14 protein-coding genes are annotated in these 15,915 nt (G+C 74.8%); 7 read left to right on the forward strand and 7 right to left on the reverse strand.

Annotated elements, in window-relative coordinates; genetic code table 11:
* Positions 1 to 3: 3 nt before the first annotated feature.
* Complete coding sequence (locus ACH4C6_RS11465; protein WP_398108341.1) at positions 4 to 1,266, forward strand: nuclear transport factor 2 family protein; 1,263 nt, start codon at positions 4 to 6, stop codon at positions 1,264 to 1,266.
* 50 nt (positions 1,267 to 1,316) lie between these two features.
* On the opposite strand, the gene ACH4C6_RS11470 is transcribed toward ACH4C6_RS11465, so the two are convergent.
* Positions 1,317 to 2,162: an LLM class flavin-dependent oxidoreductase gene (locus tag ACH4C6_RS11470; RefSeq protein ID WP_398108342.1), complete on the reverse strand. Its 846-nt coding sequence runs from the start codon at positions 2,160 to 2,162 to the stop codon at positions 1,317 to 1,319.
* A gap of 254 nt (positions 2,163 to 2,416) precedes the next feature.
* On the reverse strand, positions 2,417 to 3,340 hold the full coding sequence (locus ACH4C6_RS11475; protein WP_398108343.1) for a hypothetical protein: 924 nt from the start codon (positions 3,338 to 3,340) through the stop codon (positions 2,417 to 2,419).
* 264 nt (positions 3,341 to 3,604) lie between these two features.
* On the opposite strand from ACH4C6_RS11475, the gene dhaK reads away from it, so the two are divergent.
* The 3 genes from dhaK to ACH4C6_RS11490 are packed head-to-tail and all read left to right on the forward strand — an operon-like array spanning position 3,605 to position 5,649.
* Positions 3,605 to 4,597, forward strand: a complete 993-nt coding sequence (gene dhaK / locus ACH4C6_RS11480) for a dihydroxyacetone kinase subunit DhaK (RefSeq protein WP_398108344.1) — start codon at positions 3,605 to 3,607, stop codon at positions 4,595 to 4,597.
* Between the two features lie 49 nt (positions 4,598 to 4,646).
* The gene (dhaL, locus tag ACH4C6_RS11485; protein ID WP_398108345.1) at positions 4,647 to 5,246 is read left to right on the forward strand and encodes a dihydroxyacetone kinase subunit DhaL; all 600 of its coding nucleotides are present in this window, start codon (positions 4,647 to 4,649) and stop codon (positions 5,244 to 5,246) included.
* Positions 5,239 to 5,649, forward strand: a complete 411-nt coding sequence (locus ACH4C6_RS11490; RefSeq protein ID WP_398108346.1) for a PTS fructose transporter subunit IIA — start codon at positions 5,239 to 5,241, stop codon at positions 5,647 to 5,649. The genes dhaL and ACH4C6_RS11490 overlap by 8 nt, the downstream gene beginning before the upstream one ends.
* Before the next feature lie 684 nt (positions 5,650 to 6,333).
* On the opposite strand, the gene ACH4C6_RS11495 is transcribed toward ACH4C6_RS11490, so the two are convergent.
* Positions 6,334 to 7,053 carry a glycoside hydrolase family 75 protein gene (locus ACH4C6_RS11495; protein ID WP_398108347.1) on the reverse strand — a complete coding sequence of 240 codons (720 nt, stop codon included), beginning with the start codon at positions 7,051 to 7,053 and terminating at the stop codon, positions 6,334 to 6,336.
* A 421-nt stretch (positions 7,054 to 7,474) separates the two neighbouring features.
* On the opposite strand from ACH4C6_RS11495, the gene ACH4C6_RS11500 reads away from it, so the two are divergent.
* Both ACH4C6_RS11500 and ACH4C6_RS11505 read left to right on the forward strand, forming a co-directional pair.
* Positions 7,475 to 8,461: a fibronectin type III domain-containing protein gene (locus ACH4C6_RS11500; protein WP_398108348.1), complete on the forward strand. Its 987-nt coding sequence runs from the start codon at positions 7,475 to 7,477 to the stop codon at positions 8,459 to 8,461.
* A 170-nt stretch (positions 8,462 to 8,631) separates the two neighbouring features.
* Positions 8,632 to 9,174 carry a hypothetical protein gene (locus ACH4C6_RS11505; RefSeq protein WP_398108349.1) on the forward strand — a complete coding sequence of 181 codons (543 nt, stop codon included), beginning with the start codon at positions 8,632 to 8,634 and terminating at the stop codon, positions 9,172 to 9,174.
* A gap of 55 nt (positions 9,175 to 9,229) precedes the next feature.
* Here ACH4C6_RS11505 and ACH4C6_RS11510 read toward each other — a convergent pair whose 3' ends face one another.
* The 3 genes from ACH4C6_RS11510 to ACH4C6_RS11520 all read right to left on the reverse strand — a co-directional run bounded on the left by ACH4C6_RS11510 (position 9,230) and on the right by ACH4C6_RS11520 (position 12,424).
* A complete protein-coding gene (locus tag ACH4C6_RS11510; protein ID WP_398108350.1) occupies positions 9,230 to 9,799 on the reverse strand; it encodes a PadR family transcriptional regulator in 570 nt (189 codons plus the stop codon).
* 28 nt (positions 9,800 to 9,827) lie between these two features.
* Positions 9,828 to 11,843, reverse strand: coding sequence for an FAD-dependent oxidoreductase (locus ACH4C6_RS11515; RefSeq protein ID WP_398108351.1), 2,016 nt, complete (start codon positions 11,841 to 11,843; stop codon positions 9,828 to 9,830).
* Positions 11,844 to 12,055: 212 nt separating this feature from the next.
* Positions 12,056 to 12,424, reverse strand: a complete 369-nt coding sequence (locus tag ACH4C6_RS11520) for a hypothetical protein (RefSeq protein ID WP_398108352.1) — start codon at positions 12,422 to 12,424, stop codon at positions 12,056 to 12,058.
* Between the two features lie 227 nt (positions 12,425 to 12,651).
* On the opposite strand from ACH4C6_RS11520, the gene ACH4C6_RS11525 reads away from it, so the two are divergent.
* Entirely contained in the window at positions 12,652 to 14,763 is a 2,112-nt protein-coding gene (locus ACH4C6_RS11525) for a SpoIIE family protein phosphatase (RefSeq protein ID WP_398108353.1), read from the forward strand.
* Here the strand turns inward: ACH4C6_RS11525 and ACH4C6_RS11530 are convergent.
* Positions 14,753 to 15,670, reverse strand: coding sequence for a putative protein N(5)-glutamine methyltransferase (locus ACH4C6_RS11530; protein ID WP_398108354.1), 918 nt, complete (start codon positions 15,668 to 15,670; stop codon positions 14,753 to 14,755). The two genes, ACH4C6_RS11525 and ACH4C6_RS11530, sit on opposite strands and share 11 nt — an antisense overlap.
* Positions 15,671 to 15,915: the final 245 nt, after the last annotated feature.

Raw genomic sequence — 15,915 nt, forward strand, 5'->3', positions numbered from 1 at the left:
CGCATGGCTGCCCTGCGGGATCTGCGCTTGTGGCAGGTCGGGCCGGGGCAGCAGGCTGTGCGCATGACAGCGCACTCGATCGCCGTACTCGGCCTGGGCCGCATGGGCTCCGCCGTCGCGGCACGACTGACCGACCGGGGCCACGACGTCATCGGCTGGACTCGCTCCGACCGCCCGGCGGGCGCCACCCGTACGGTGCGGGATCCGGGCGAGGCCGTGGCGAAGGCCGATGTCGTGGTCCTGGCCCTGTTCGACGGCCGGGCCTGCGAGGAGGTCGTCGACCGGGTGCACCGCGCGTTGCGCCCCGGCACGATCGTGGTCAACACCGCCACCGTCGCCCCCGCCGAGGCGGCCGCGCTGGCCGGGCGGCTGGGCACCGCCTACGTCCACGCGCCCGTCCTGGGCTCGGTGCCCGCGGTCGCCGCCGGGACCCTGCACCTGCTCGTCGGGGCCGACCCGGACACGCTCGCGGAGGTCCGCCCCGTCCTGGATGCGCTGGGCACCGTGCGACCGTGCGGCGACGCCCCGGCCGCCGCCGCTCTGAAGCTGATCGCCAACAGCAGCCTGGCGGGGGCCGTGCTCAGCCTGCGCGAGGCGCTGCGGCAGGCCGACGCGCTGGGTCTGCCCCGCGGGCAGGTCCTGGACGTGCTGGAACTGGGGCACCTGAGCGCGTTCGTCTCCCGCAAGCGGTCGTTCCTCACCGGTGAGCGGGGGCCGGAGCCGGGCGCGGCCCAGTTCACCGTCGGGGCGCTGGCCAAGGACATGGCGTTGCTCGCCGACGCGTCGGGCGTCCCGCTGCGCAGTGCGGCGGACCTGGCCGGCACGTCCGCCGACCCGCAGTCCGACGTCGCGGTCACCGTCACGGTCCCGGGCCCGGACGACGCCGTGCTGGAACCGCTGCGCGCCTACGTACGCGGCCATGCCACGGGCGATCCGGGGCACTTCCGCGACGCGTTCCTGCCTAACGCGCACATCTCCGGGATCCGGGAGGGCGGGTTCGTCTCGTGGGGCCTGGAGGAGTACTGCGCCCTGTTCCCCGGCACGCCGGCCCCCGACGAGCCGACGCGCCGGCGCCGCGTCGACGCCGTCGACGTCCACGGCAGCGTGGCGACGGCGTCGATGACGCTGTGGCACGGGCCGGACACCTTCACGGACGTCTTCCTGCTGGTGCGGACCGGCGAGGAGTGGCGGATCGCCGACAAGGCCTATCACCGGCACCAGCACCAGCACCAGCACCAGCACCAGCACCAGCACCAGCACGGCTGAACGGCCGGTGACAGGCCTGCCTCACGGCGTGCCGTGGACCGTCCGTCCGGTCACAGGGCGTCGGCCAGGCGGTCGACCTGGTCCGGGTCGGTGCCGTAGCAGTAGAGCATCACCTCGTCGGCACCGAGGCCGGCGAAAGCGGTGACGGCTTCCCGGACACCGCCGGGCGTGGTGAGCAGCCCGGCGACCATGTGGTCCGCCCTGCCGGTGAAGGCGTAGTAGGCGTGCATCGCGGCCCGGGCCTCGTCGACGACGTGGTCGGGACCGAGCGCGACGTTGACCTGTGCGACCAGGCGGGGCTCGCCGTCGCGGCCGTACTCCCGCCAGAAGGCGCGGGCGGTGTCGAACAGACCGCCCGCCCAGGTCGGCGGTGCGGCGGCGAGGAAGCCGTCGCCCCAGCGGGCGACGCGTTCGATCGCGGCGGGCCGGAAGCCGCCGAAGAGGATCTCGGGGCCGCCGGGCCGGGCGGGCAGCGGGCCGATCGGGCCCGCGCCGTCGCCGTGGGCCTGCCCCGACCACAGCCGCCGCATGACCTCCATCTGCCCGTCCAGACGCCGGCCCCGGGTGGTCAAGGGGACGCCGGCGACCTGGTGGTCGTCGTCCCGGCCGCCGACGCCCAGGCCCAGGACGAGGCGGCCGCCGGTCATCCGGTCCAGCGTGGCCGCCTGCTTGGCGAGCAGGGCGGTGTCGCGCAGCGGGGCGAGCAGCACCTCGGTCTGCACGCGGATGCGGGAGGTGGCACCGGCGAGGACCGCGAGCGCGACGAGGGGCTCGGGGTTGTCGTAGACGAGCCGGTCGAGCAGGCCGAGGGTGCTGAAGGGCCCGGCCTCGGCGCGCCGGGCCCAGGAGAGCAGGGCCGCGGGGTCGCCGATGGGCAGACCGATACCGACGTTCATGGAGAAGACCTCCGACAGGAAGGGTCGACAAGGACAGCTGCCGCCCCTCCGGCACCTCAGCGAGGTGGGACGCTCCCGCCCTGCGGCGTGCTTCCGGGGAACGTCTCGTCGAAGTGCCCCCACCCTAGGGGCGCTTGCGGCCGGCGCCAACCGGATTTCGCGAGGATGCGCCGCAGGGCCGTCGGCCCGGCTCGTCCCGCCGGGTGGGGGCCCGGCGGGACGAGCCCTCGCCTGCCCCGCCGGGGCGGGCCGGGTCAGAAGCCGCCGTCGACCCGGTCCTGCCGCATGAGCCGCTCCAGCTCCGCGTCCGACAGCGGGCGCAGCGTGTCCAGGAGCCGGCGCAGACCGGGTTCGCCGAGGGTCTGGCTGGAGACCTCGGCCTCCCTGCCGCGGTACCTGCGGACGAGGGTGATCTCCGGCCGGCCGCCGGGGATCGGGCGGATCCTGCGGATGCCGCCCTGCGCGTCCGCGGTGCAGGTCGAGCCCTCCTCCGGCAGTTCGGGGCACCGCGCCCGGGGCGCCCACGGGGAGCGCACGGTGAGCGTGACCAGTGACAACCCGTCCTCCCGGACACCGCGGTACTCGACACCGAACGCCGGGCCGACCCGGACGCGCTCCACCCTCATCCCGGGTGGCGCGGCACCCAGGTACTGCACGTCCTCGTACTCCCGGTAGCGGGCGACCTCCGCCTCGTGCTGCCGCTGCCGGGCCTGCGCCGGTCCGGCGAAACCGCCGTAGGCCACACCGGCCGCCAGCGCGGCCACGGCCCCGGCCCGCACCCACCGGTCCGGCACGAAGAACGCGGCGGCCACGGCGTAGGGGAGCCCCGTCAGCGCTACCCGGGTGCCGGCACCGCCCAGGTCGACCCCGGCGTGGTACGCGGCCAGCCCCGCCAGGACTCCGGGCGTGCCGAGGAGGAAGACCGCGGCCGCCCAGCCGAGGCGGCCCCGGGCCGTACGGCACAGCGGGACCACGGCCCCCGCCGGGACGGCCGCCGCGGCCAGCAGTGCCACCGCCGCGGGCACCCCCACCGCGAGGACCACGGCTGCGGCTCCGCCGCCGCCGCCCCAGGCCGCCGCCGCCAGCGCGAGGCCCAGGGCCGGTACGGCCGCCACCGCCACCCCCCAGACCAGGAGAAGGTGCAGCGCCGCCGTCGCTCCCCTGTCACCGCTCGTCATACGGCGGATGCTGTCAGCCGGCCTTCCGTTCCACATGAGTTGCCGTACTCAGTCCTGGCGGAATCGGCGGCACACGTGACCGTCGCCGCCGTACGGTCGATACTTGCCCGGAGCTGACGCCCTGTCGGTGAAGCCGGTGCCGCCCGCGCCGGCGGAATGCCTCGTCCACCCGCGGACCGGGCAGGCCGAGAACTGGCCCGCCCCACGCTGAACTGCGAAAATGTTGGCCGGAGACATGTTCACCGGTCCCACCAGGAGGTTCCCGTGAAGATGCTGATCAACGTCCCGGAGACCGTGGTCGCGGACGCGCTGCGCGGTATGGCGGCTGCTCACCCGGAGCTGACCGTGGACGTGGAGAACCGGGTGATCGTGCGGCGGGACGCCCCGGTCGCCGGGAAGGTGGGGCTGGTCTCGGGCGGAGGTTCGGGCCACGAGCCGCTGCACGGCGGGTTCGTCGGCCCCGGCATGCTGTCCGCGGCCTGTCCGGGCGAGGTCTTCACCTCCCCCGTGCCGGACCAGATGGTGCGCGCGGCGGCCGCCGTGGACAGCGGGGCCGGTGTGCTGTTCATCGTGAAGAACTACACCGGTGACGTGCTCAACTTCGACATGGCCGCCGAGATGGCCGAGGACGAGGGCATCCAGGTCGCGAAGGTGCTGGTCAACGACGATGTGGCGGTGACCGACAGTCTCTACACGGCCGGCCGGCGCGGCACGGGCGCGACCCTGTTCGTGGAGAAGATCGCGGGAGCCGCCGCCGACGAGGGCATGCCGCTGGAACGCGTCGAGGCGATCGCCCGGCAGGTCAACGAGAACTCCCGCAGCTTCGGTGTCGCGCTGAGCGCGTGCAGCACCCCGGCCAAGGGCAGTCCGACCTTCGATCTGCCGCCCGGTGAGCTGGAGTTGGGCATCGGCATCCACGGCGAGCCCGGGCGGGAGCGGCGGGCGATGATGACGTCCGGCGAGATCGCCGAGGCGGCCGTCGACGCGGTCGTGGAGGACCTGCGGCCGCGCAATCCGGTGCTGGTGCTGGTCAACGGCATGGGCGCGACGCCGTTGCTGGAGCTGTACGGCTTCAACGCCGAGGTGCAGCGGGTGCTGGCCGTGCGCGGGGTGCCGGTGGCCCGCGTCCTGGTGGGCAACTACGTCACGTCCCTGGACATGGCGGGCGCCTCGCTCACCCTGTGCCAGGTCGACGAGGAGATGCTGCGGCTGTGGGACGCGCCGGTGAAGACGCCGGGGCTGCGCTGGGGCATGTGACGCGCGAGGCGCAGCGGACCACCAGGTACCTACCAGGCAAGGAGAGCCCGTGCTCGACGCCGATTTCTTCCGCCGTTGGATGACGGCGACCGCCGCGTCCGTCGACCGTGAGGCGGAACGGCTGACCGCCCTCGACTCCCCCATCGGGGACGCCGACCACGGCAGCAACCTGCAGCGCGGCTTCGCCGCCGTGATCGCCGCGCTGCGGGAGGAGTCCCCGGACACCCCCGGCGCGGTCCTGACCCTGGCGGGCCGCCGGCTCATCTCCACGGTCGGCGGTGCCTCGGGGCCCCTGTACGGGACGCTGCTGCGCCGCACGGGGAAGGCTCTCGGCGACGCTTCCGAGGTGAGCGCGGAGCAGTTGGGGCAGGCGCTGCGGGCCGGGGTGGACGCGGTGATGACGCTCGGGGGCGCCGCACCGGGCGACAAGACCATGATCGACGCCCTGGTCCCGGCGGTGGACGCGCTCGGGGAGTCGTTCGCGGCGGCCCGCACCGCCGCCGAGGAGGGCGCCGTCGCCACGACGCCCTTGCAGGCCCGCAAGGGCCGGGCGAGCTACGTGGGCGAGCGCAGCATCGGGCACCAGGATCCGGGTGCCACCTCGGCCGCGCTGCTGATCGCGGGACTGGTGGAGGCCGGCGGTGAGTGACGAGCGGCTGGTCGGGATCGTGCTGGTGTCGCACAGTGCGGAGGTGGCCGCGTCGGTCGCCGCGCTGGCCAAGGGCCTCGCGGGCGGTGGCCCGGTGGTGCCGGTCGCCCCGGCGGGCGGCACGGAGGGCGGGGGGCTCGGCACCAGCGCCGAGCTGATCGCCGCGGCGGCGGCGTCGGTCGACCGGGGCGCGGGGGTCGCCGTGCTCACCGACCTGGGCAGCGCGGTGCTGACCGTCAAGGCGCTGCTGGCCGAGGGCGACGAACTCCCGGAGGGCACGCGCCTGGTGGACGCACCGTTCGTGGAGGGCGCCGTGGCCGCGGTCGTCACGGCGGCGACCGGGGCGGACCTGGCGGCCGTGGAGGCGGCGGCCGCCGAGGCGTACTCCTACCGGAAGGTGTAGCGGCGGGGTACTCCTGCGGAGGCCGAGCGGCGACGGGCTGCGGGCTCGCCCACGCGCGAGCCGGCAGCCCGCCGCCGAGGCGCCCGCGCGGGACCGCACGTCGGGCGCGGGTAGCGCGGCCCGGCCGCCGCACGCGCGGCCTGGCGCCGGAAGCACCCACGCGCGAGCACACCACCGGCCCACGAGGTACCGGACGCGCCGCAGCCGCCGCACGCGGGCCGCCGCCCGCCCGACGTGGGCGCCAGCCACCGGCCCCGGCCAACGCCAACAAGGCCGGACCCCGGAAGCACCACGCGAACACAGTCGCAGCCCGCCGACGAGGCACCCGCAGCCGCCGCCCGCCCGACGCGGGCGCCCACCACCGGCCCCGGCCAACGCCAACAAGGCCGGACCCCGGAAGCACCCAGGCGCGAGCTCACGGCCCGCCGACGAAGTACCCGCTCCCAACGCCCACGAGCCGACGCACGCCCGACGCGGACGCCACTCACCCGCCCGGCCGACGCCAACAAGGTCGGGCCCGCCGGAGGCCCTCCGGCGGGGTGCCCGCACTCGCCGCGGCGCGCCCTGCGGATGCGGCCGGAGCGACGCACGTCGCCCGCGGTCGCCCGGCCGCGTGCGCGACCGGCACCGACGCGGTCGGGTGCTGGGTGCCCGGTTCGGGCGGCCGGCTCAGCCGACGGCCGGTCAACCCGTCGGCGTGCTCGCGCCGGGCGTCGTGCCGACGAGCCGCCGGGCCGCCCGCTCCCCCGCCTTCACGGCCGCCGCGTGATCCTCGATCGGGGACGCCTTCGTGTTCTTGAACACGATGTACGTCACACCCGACGGCACGCCCCCGCCGTGCGGGTCGGGGCGGATGCCGAGCGCCTCGGCGGTCGCGTAGGACGCCTCGCCGATGATGTTCTGCGGGCCCGTGTCGCCGACGACCGCGTACTGCACGCGGTCGCGGTGGACGACGGCCACGACCGAGCCGCCGCCGATCCCGTGGGCGCGGTAGTCCCAGATGCGGCTCGGTGCCGGCACCACGATGAAGGGGAGGCGTTCGGCGCTCAGCGGGCGGCCGTCGGACTGTGCGAACGCCGTGCTGGCGGCGAAGTAGGGGTCGGTGGCCCGGTTGCAGCGCGGCCCGGGGCGGCCGTCGCAGTCGATGTCCATGTCGGCCTTCCAGTGCACGACGTCGCGGGTCCCGCAGACGGGGATGTCCGCCGGTCGGCCGTTGTCGCTGCGGTAGCGGCCCGTGGAGATCTGGTCGCAGTGGCGCACCGCGGCGAGCAGGTCGGCTGCCCGGACGGTGCCCTCACGCCACACCACCGGCTGGGCGCGGTGCGGGGGCGGCCCGGTGGGCACGGCCGACGGGGCGAGCAGGGCGGCACTGGCCGCGGCCAGTGTGAGGGACCGGGCACGCACGATGGGTGAGCCTCTCCTCGGGGACCTGACGGGCACTCAGCCCAATCTGTCCCCGGTCAGGTGGCCGGGCCACCGCTGGGGGGCCGGACGGTGCACATGTCCGTGAGCCGCGACGGGGGCCGGGAGGCCGGGTCCGCGGAGGACCAGGCCCTCCCGGCCGCCCACGCCGGCGCGGGATCTGCGACGACAGCGGTCCGCGCGACGGGCTCGAACTCCGGTTTGCGGGACCGCAGTTCGAGCACCTGACTCCTCAGCATACGGGCCGGCGCCGGACGACCGGCAGCGGAATGCGGTGCCCTCACGGTGCCCCCGGCACGCAGATTCGGGACCCGTCGACCGGGCCCGCCCTCTTGATGTGATCGCGTCAGCGGCGGCATATTGGTCCGGACCATTACCGAGTGCCGCCCCGGGAGGCAGCGACGTGCGAGTTCCCTCCGCTCTGCCCGCTTCCCCGCGTTGGCTCGCGTGCTGCGCGGTCCTCGCCCTGCTCACCGCGTGCGGCGGGCCCGGTGCCGGCCAGGAGGACGGCGGCTCGCCGCCCGGCGCACCGACGGGCGTCACCGCGCAGGCGGGGACCGCCACCAGCGTGCACGTCATGTGGAACACCACCGCCCGGGCCGAGCGCTACGAGGTGTATCGCGGCACCACGAAGGTCGAGGAAGTGCCTGGTGCCAAGCACATGGTGGACGTCACCAGGCTGCGGCCCTCCACGTCGTACGTCTTCACCGTGCGGGCGCGGGACGCCGAGGGGCGCCTGGGCCCGAGCAGCCGTGCCGTACGGGCACGGACACCGGCGGCCGTCGCGGACGACCGCTCGGCGCCGAGCCGCCCGGCGGCGCCCCGGGGCCGGGTGGCCGGCAGCCGTGCAGTGCAGCTGACCTGGTCCGCGGCGAAGGACGACCGGAAGGTGGTGTCGTACGACATCCATCAGAGCGGTACGAAGATCCACAGTGTGGGCGGGAACCAGACGGCCGCGGTGGTCACCGGGCTGCGTCCCGGCCGCGCCTATGTGTTCACCGTCCGGGCCCGGGACGCGGCCGGGAACGTCTCCCCCGCCAGTGCCGGCGTGCGGATCACCACCCCGGGCGGGGACGACGGGCGCGGTACGGCGCCCACCGGCTTCCGGGTGGCGAGCCATCGGGCGGACGGTGCCCACTACCTGGACCTCAGCTGGGTTCCGCCCCGGGTCGACGGGCGGATCACGGAGTACGAGATCCAGCTGGACGGCAGGACCGCCACCTCGCTGGTGTACGGGGGCCGGGCTCCCCGGGACCGGGCCGAGTACAGCTTCTACGTGGGCCGGGAGTCCGGGATCCGGCACCGGGTGCGCGTGCGGGCGATGCTGCCGGACGGCACCTGGGGGGGCTTCTCGGCGGAGCGGACGGTGACCACGGGCGCGGGGCGCTGACCCGGCCCGCGCGTCACCCGGTGGCGGCACGGCGTCACCTGCACGGGGGCGCCCGGCGTGCGGCCCGGGCCGGGGGCGTCTTGGCTGGCCACGAGGCAGCACGGGCGTTCCCCGACCCTCGGCGGCGCAAAGGGATGTACCGCCAACCGTGCCGCCGGAGGGCAGTCCACATGAGCAACTCATCGTCAGTTCTCCGCTCCGGCCTGACCGTGGCAGCCGCCGCCGCGCTGCCTCTCTTCCCGGCCGCGGCGCCCGCCTTCGCCGGCCCGGGCATCTCCGTGAGCACCACGGGGACGACCGTGTCGGTCACGACCAGCTCGTGCACCCAGATCAACGGCAGCTGGGGCACGGCCTCGCTGCTGACCAGCAGTCAGGGCAGCTTCGCGCAGGGCCGTCAGGTGACCCTGTCGGGGACGTCCACCAGCCAGTCCGCCGCCTGGTCCGGCGTCTCTCCGGGCACGTACACGGTGATCGTCGTCTGCTCCGACGGGACCACGGCCGGCACGCAGTCCGTCGTGGTGTCGACGGCGCCCTCGCCGTCGCGGTCGGCGTCCCCCTCGGCCTCGCCGTCCCGCGGCGTCATGGGCGGGGTCGGCGGGTCCTCGACGGACTACGGCACCGTCACGCTGGTGGCGGGCGGCGCGCTGGTCGGCACCGGCTTGCTCGGCACGGCGCTGTACCTGCGCCGGCGCAACAAGCCGCACCGGATCTGATCCGGTGCGTACGGCGGCCCGCCCTTCCGAAGCGCTCCGGTCGGGCGGGCCGCGGTCATGTCCGTGCGGAGGGTTCGGCCGGTGCGCCGTCCGGCAGTTCGGGGAAATCCGTCAGAGCCCGCCGCAGCCACTGGGTCCAGAAGGTCTCCAGGTCGATGCCGGCCCGTAGCACCAGGTGCCGCAGCCGGTCCTCGGTGCCGTCCCGGCCGGGCGGGAAGTCCCGCTTCTCGATCTCCCGGTACTCCGCCAACTGCTGCTCGTGCAGTTCCAGATGGCGCCGCATGTCGGCCTCGAGTCCGGCCGTGCCGACGACGGCCGCGGCCCTGAGCCGCAGCAGCAGGGTGTCGCGGTGCGGCTTGGGGTCCTGTGCGGCGGCGGTCCAGCGGGCCAGTTCGGCGCGGCCCGCGGGCAGGACCTCGTAGCTCTTCTTCTGCCCCCGGGCGGGCTGCTCGGACGGCAGGGCCCGGATGAGGCCGTCGGACTCCAGCTTTCCCAGCTCGCGGTAGATCTGCTGGTGCGTCGCCGACCAGAAGTAGCCGATCGACCGGTCGAAGCGGCGCGTCAGCTCCAGCCCGGACGACGGCTTCTCGAGCAGGGCGGTGAGGATCGCGTGCGGGAGTGACATGGCCTCATCCTAGGATCGCGGTCGCGCCCTACAGGGCGGCCGCCAGCTCGGTGCCCTGCTTGATGGCGCGCTTGGCGTCCAGCTCCGCGGCCACGTCGGCGCCGCCGATGAGGTGGGCGCTGCGTCCGGCCGCGATCAGCTCCTCGTACAGGCCGCGGCGCGGGTCCTGGCCGGTGCACAGCACGATCGTGTCGACCTCCAGCACGGTGCTCTCCTCCCCGACGGTGACGTGCAGCCCGGCGTCGTCGATCCGGTCGTAGCGCACGCCGGGGACCATGGTCACGCCGCGGTGCTTGAGCTCGGTGCGGTGGATCCAGCCGGTGGTCTTGCCGAGGCCGGCGCCGACCTTGGAGGTCTTGCGCTGGAGCAGGTGGACGGTGCGCGGCGGGGCGGGCCGCTCCGGCGCGGCGAGGCCGCCGGGGCCCTGGTAGTCCATGTCGACGCCCCACTGGCGGAAGTACGTCGCCGGGTCCTCGTGGGCCTTGTCGCCGCCGTCGGTGAGGAACTCGGCGACGTCGAAGCCGATGCCGCCCGCGCCGAGGATGGCGACCCGGTCGCCGACGGGTGCGCCGTCGCGCAGGACGTCGAGGTAGCCGAGGACGCTCGGGTGGTCGACGCCGGGGATCTCCGGGGTGCGGGGGGTGACGCCGGTGGCGACGACGACCTCGTCGTAGCCGTCGACGTCGGCGCTCGTGACGAGGGTGTCCAGCCGGACGTCGACGCCGTGCCAGTCGAGCTGGGTGCGGAAGTAGCGCAGCGTCTCGTCGAACTCCTGCTTGCCCGGCACCTTGCGGGCGACGTTGAGCTGGCCGCCGATCTCGCTCGCCGCGTCGAACAGCGTGACCTCGTGCCCGCGCTCGGCGGCGGAGACGGCGCACGCCAGACCGGCCGGTCCGGCGCCGACGACCGCGACGCGCTTGCGCAGCCGGGTCGGGGAGAGCACCAGCTCGGTCTCGTGGCAGGCCCGCGGGTTGACCAGGCAGGAGGTGATCAGGCCGCTGAAGGTGTGGTCGAGACAGGCCTGGTTGCAGCCGATGCAGGTGTTGATGGCCTCGGGACGGCCGGCCTCGGCCTTGGTGACGAAGTCCGGGTCGGCGAGCATCGGGCGGGCCATGGACACCATGTCGGCCGCGCCGTCGGCGAGCAGTTCCTCGGCCAGCTCCGGGGTGTTGATGCGGTTGGTCGTGACGAGCGGGACGGACACCTCGCCCATGAGCCGCTTGGTCACCCAGCTGTAGGCGCCGCGCGGCACGGAGGTCGCGATGGTGGGGATGCGGGCCTCGTGCCAGCCGATGCCGGTGTTGATGAGGGTCGCCCCGGCGGCCTCGACGGCCTTGGCGAGGGTGATCACCTCGTCCAGGGTGGAGCCGCCGGGGACGAGGTCGAGCATGGACAGCCGGTAGATGACGATGAAGTCCTCGCCGACCGCCTCGCGTACGCGGCGCACGATCTCCAGCGGGAAGCGCATGCGGTTCTCGTACGAGCCGCCCCAGCGGTCGGTGCGCCGGTTGGTCTGCGTGGCGATGAACTCGTTGATGAGGTAGCCCTCGGAGCCCATGATCTCCACGCCGTCGTAGCCCGCCTGCCGGGCGAGGCGCGCGGTGCGGACGTAGTCCTCGATGGTCCGCTCGACGTCGGCGTCGGTCATCTCCCGCGGGGGGAAGGGGCTGATGGGCGCCTGGAGGGGGCTGGGCGCGACGAGGTCGCGGTGGTAGGCGTAGCGGCCGAAGTGCAGGATCTGCAGGGCGATCCGGCCGCCCTCGCCGTGCACGGCGTCCGTGACGACCCGGTGCTGCTCGGCCTCCTCCTCGGTGGTGAGCTTGGCGCCGCCCTCGTAGGGGCGCCCCTCGTCGTTGGGCGCGATGCCGCCGGTGACGATCAGGCCCACGCCGCCGCGGGCGCGGGCGGCGTAGAACGCGGCCATGCGCGCGAACCCGCCCTCGGCCTCCTCCAGGCCGACGTGCATCGAGCCCATGAGGACCCGGTTGGGCAGGGTGGTGAAGCCCAGGTCGAGGGGGCTCAGCAGGTGCGGGTAACGGCTCATCGGGCCCTCCGTGCGCGGTGTCGTGCCAGTAGTTGTAGAGGACTACCGCGGGTTTGTGCAACTAGTTGCACAAGGCGTGACGGAGGGCACAGCCGGGCCGTGACCAGCGGTTCCGGTCCGCGGCCGGGCACACGCACGGCCGGCCGCCGCGCCCGGGGGTACGGCGGCCGGGTGCGGCGGCCGGGGTACGGCGGCCGGGTGCGGCGAAGGGCTCACCTGCTCTGCAGGCGCACGTGCAGCTCCTTCTCCTGGTCACCGGAGACGGTGCTCAGGTCGTGGACGTCGAACAGCGAGTCCAGGGTCGTGCGGAACCGCTCGATCGCCCAGTAGCCGCCGTGCAGGTCGGCCTCGACGGAGGACGACAGCGTGACCGGGGCGCCGCCCTCGTGCTCGTCGGCCACGTCGAAGGTGCCGAGCCAGACGGTCGGCCTGGTCTCGTGCAGGTCCTCCGGCACGTCGTCGGCGCACCGGTCGGACTCGTAACAGGAGCACAGCGCGTCGAACACGGTCCGGGCGTCGTGCTTGCTGCACCCGCTGATCTCCACCGAGACGGAGTGGGGGTGCGGTCGCTCAAGGTCCATCGTGATCGCTCCTTCCACGGCCACGCTGCCGGTCCGCCCCTCCCCCAGCAAAGCACCACCCGCCCGTGAGCACTACCGGCGGCGCCCCGCCGCCCGCGCGGCGGTCCGGGCCGCGGTGGGAGATGGTGGAAGGTGACGCAAGGAGCCGGTCGGAAGCGGCCGCACGCGGTAGAACATGGGGTGTCGGTGCACGACGGCGTGCGCCGGGACGGCGAACGGGGCGTGGGATGAGTGCAGCCGGGGCTCCCGAGAACGAGGGACGGCCACGCGGCTCCGCGCGGCCCAGCGGACTGCTCGACGTCCTGCGGGTGGCCTCCATCGTCCTGGACTCCGAGGGCCGCATCGTGCTGTGGAGCCCGCAGGCCGAGGAGCTGTTCGGCTACGACGCCGTGGAGGCGCTCGGGCAGTACGCCGCCCGGATCATGGTCCACGAGAAGCACCTGGACCTCGTGGTCAAGCTGTTCGCCGACGTCATGGGCACCGGCCAGAGCTGGGCCGGGGCGTTTCCCGTCCGCCGCAAGGGCGGCACCACGCGGGTGGTGGAGTTCCGCAACATGCGGCTGCTGGACGACCAGGGCGACGTGTACGCGCTGGGCCTGTGCGCCGACCAGCGCACCGTGCACCGGCTGGAGCGCGAGGTGGCGCTGTCCACCCGGATGATCGCCCAGTCTCCGACCGGGCTGGCCGTGCTGGACACCGGACTGCGGTACGTGTCGGTCAACCCGGCGCTGGAGGAGATCAACGGCGTCCCCGCCGAGGAGCACCTGGGCCGCACGGCCCGCGAGATCCTGCCGCAGATGGACGTCGACGCGCTGGAGTCCGCCGCGCGCCGCGTGCTGGAGACCGGCCGGCCGGTCGTCGACCAGTCCACCGTCGGCCGCACCCCGGCCGACCCGCACCGGGACCACGCCTGGTCGGTCTCGCTGTACCGGCTGGAGAACGCCTTCGGGACGGTGCTGGGCGTGGCCGTCTCGATCGTCGACGTGACCGAGCAGTACCAGGCGGGCATCGAGGCGGAGGCCGCGCGGCGGCGGCTGGCCCTGATCGCCGACGCCTCGGGGCGGATCGGCACCACGCTCGACCTGGACCGCACGGCCAGTGAGCTCGCCGAGGTCGCCGTGCCCGAGCTCGCCGACGTCGCGGCCGTCGATCTGCTGGACGCGGTGGTGCAGGGCCGGCGCACCAGCCTCGGGCCAGCCGAGTCCGCGGTGATCCGCGCGCTGGCGGTACGGGGTTACGACTCCGCGGAGGCCCTGGAGGCGGCCGACACCCCGGGGCAGGTGGCCCGGTACGCCTCCGACCGGCTGGTCACCGAGTGCGTGCGCACGGCGAGCCCGGTGGTGCTGCCGGAGGTCGGGGACGAGGACCTGGTGCGCATCGCGCGCTCCCCCGAGGCGGCCGAGCTGCTGCGCCGGGCGGGGGTGCACTCGTACCTGGCGGTGCCGCTGATCGCGCGGGGCGAGGTGCTGGGCGCGCTGGACCTCAAGCGCACCCGAAATCCGCTGCCGTTCAGCGAGGACGACCTGCTGCTCGCTCGGGAGCTGGCCGCGCGGGCCGCCGTGCAGATCGACAACGCGCGCTGGTACCAGAGCGCCCGCGAGACCGCCCTCACCCTCCAGCGGAGCCTGCTGCCCAGCCACCCGCCCGTGACGGGCGGCCTGGAGGTCGCCTCCCGCTACCAGCCGGCCGGGGCCACCAGCGAGGTCGGCGGCGACTGGTTCGACGTGATCGAACTGGACGGGGGCAAGACCGCGCTCGTGGTGGGCGACGTGATGGGCAGCGGCATCCCGGCGGCGGCCGCGATGGGACGGCTGCGCACCGCCACCAACACCCTCGCCTCCCTCGACCTCGAACCGCACGTGCTGCTGGAGCACCTCGACCGGATCACCGCCGGCCTGGAGCAGTCCATCGCGACCTGCGTGTACGCCGTCCACGACCCATATCTGCGCCAGTGCCGGATCGCCAACGCCGGGCATCTGCCGCCGGTGCGGGTGCGGCTGGGCCGCTCCCCGGAACTGCTCGACCTGCCGACCGGCGTGCCGCTGGGCGTGGGCGGGGTGGCCTTCGCCACCACCACCGTGGACCTCGACCCGGGCGACCGGCTGGTGTTCTACACCGATGGCCTCGTCGAGACCCGCCGCGACCCGCTCGACGACCGGCTCGGCACGCTGCTGTCCCTGCTGGAGGGCCCGGACCGCCCGCTGGAGGAGGTGTGCGAGCTGCTGCTGCGCACCCTGCACGAGCCGGACAACTTCGACGACGTCGCCCTGCTCGTCGCCCGGGCCACGGCGCCGGGCCGGGGCTCCGGTGCCGTGGCCGGGCGGGACCTCAGGTCCTGACGCCGATCACCACGTGCGCGTGCAGCTCCTCCGAGACGGCCGGGCGGGCCGCCAGGCCGTGGCTCTCGAAGACGGTGACGGCGGCCGGGGTCTGGTCCCGGCTCGTCTCCACCAGGACGCAGCCGCCCGGGGCGAGCCAGTCCGGCGCCCCGGCCGCCACCCGGCGCAGGACGTCCAGGCCGTCGCCACCGCCGTCGAGAGCGACGCGCGGTTCGTGGTCGCGCGCCTCCTGCGGCAGCAGCGCGATCTCGCCGCTCGGCACATAGGGCACGTTGGCCGCGAGGATGCCGACCCGGCCGCGCAGCGCGCCGGGCAGCGCCTCGAACAGGTCGCCCTGGTGGACGTGCCCGCCGAGGGGACCGATGGTGCCGCGGGCGCAGCGCACGGCGGCCGGGTCCACGTCCGCCGCGTGCAGTTCCACGGGGCCGAGTCCGGCGGCCAGCGCGGCGGCGACCGCACCCGCGCCGCAGCACAGGTCGACGACGACGCGTGCGTCGGGTGCCTGGAGCAGCGCCTGCTCCACGAGGAACTCGGTACGGCGGCGCGGTACGAAGACGCCCGGGGCGACGGCGATCCGCAGCCCCCGGAACGCGGCCCAGCCGACGACGAGTTCCAGCGGCAGCCCCGCGGCGCGGCGTTCGGCCATGGCGGCGGCCTCGGCCGGGGTGCGGGCGGCGTCGAGGATCAGCTCGGCCTCCTCCTCGGCGAAGACACAGCCCGCGGCACGCAGGACGGCGAGGAGGGACGTACGGGAGGAGGCCGTGGAAGGGGAGGAGGGCGAGGGCGCAGGCGCGGGTGTGGGTGCGTCGGGGGACGCGGGCGATGCGGAGAACCCGGACGCCGCGGACGACGGGGACGACGCGGAGAACGGGGACGACGCTGGGAACGGGGATGATGCGGGCGACATGGAAGCCAGGAGCCTTTCGAGAGCCGAAGGGCGCTCAGCGGTCGCCTACGGCCGGCGATCCGCGGGAGGTCGGAAGGGGAGCACCCGAGCTGACACAGCGGTAATGGGTCTCACCTCCTCGGCTTTCCGGCGGCCGGGTTCGTTCCCGGCCGGACGGCAACCCTACCCGACCTGCCGACGGCCCCGGGGGCCCGGCGCCCGCGCGGGAACTGGTTGGCTCATGCAACCATGGAGGTGAGCCACAG

This window comes from Streptomyces sp. NPDC017943 (assembly GCF_044328425.1).
Taxonomy (GTDB): domain Bacteria; phylum Actinomycetota; class Actinomycetes; order Streptomycetales; family Streptomycetaceae; genus Streptomyces; species Streptomyces djakartensis_A.